Consider the following 357-nt stretch of genomic DNA (forward strand, 5'->3'; position numbering starts at 1 on the left):
CTTCCAGGCCCGCGTCGACGACGCGGTGACGCAAGGCGCCGAAGTGCTCTACGGCCAGCGGGCCGAGGGTGCGCTGTTCCATCCGACCGTGGTCGACCGCATCCCCTACGCCTGCGAGCTGGTGCATGAGGAAACCTTCGGCCCGGTGATCCCGATCATCCGCGTGCCGAACGATATCGCCGAGGTGATCCGGATCTCGAATTCGACGGCCTATGGCCTGTCCTCGGGCGTCTGCACCAACCGCTTCGACTACATCCAGCGCTTCGTCGCGGAGCTCGAGGTCGGCACCGTCAACCTCTGGGAGGTTCCCGGCTACCGCATCGAGATGTCGCCCTTCGGCGGCATCAAGGATTCAGG

Annotated in this window: 1 protein-coding gene; it reads left to right on the forward strand. The window is 65.5% G+C overall.

Annotated elements, in window-relative coordinates; genetic code table 11:
• The coding region (locus AC1DIO_RS35625; RefSeq protein WP_476854989.1) for an aldehyde dehydrogenase family protein at positions 1-357 on the forward strand (357 nt) is incomplete at both ends.

The sequence above is a fragment of the Allobosea sp. 05T439 genome (assembly GCF_056396005.1).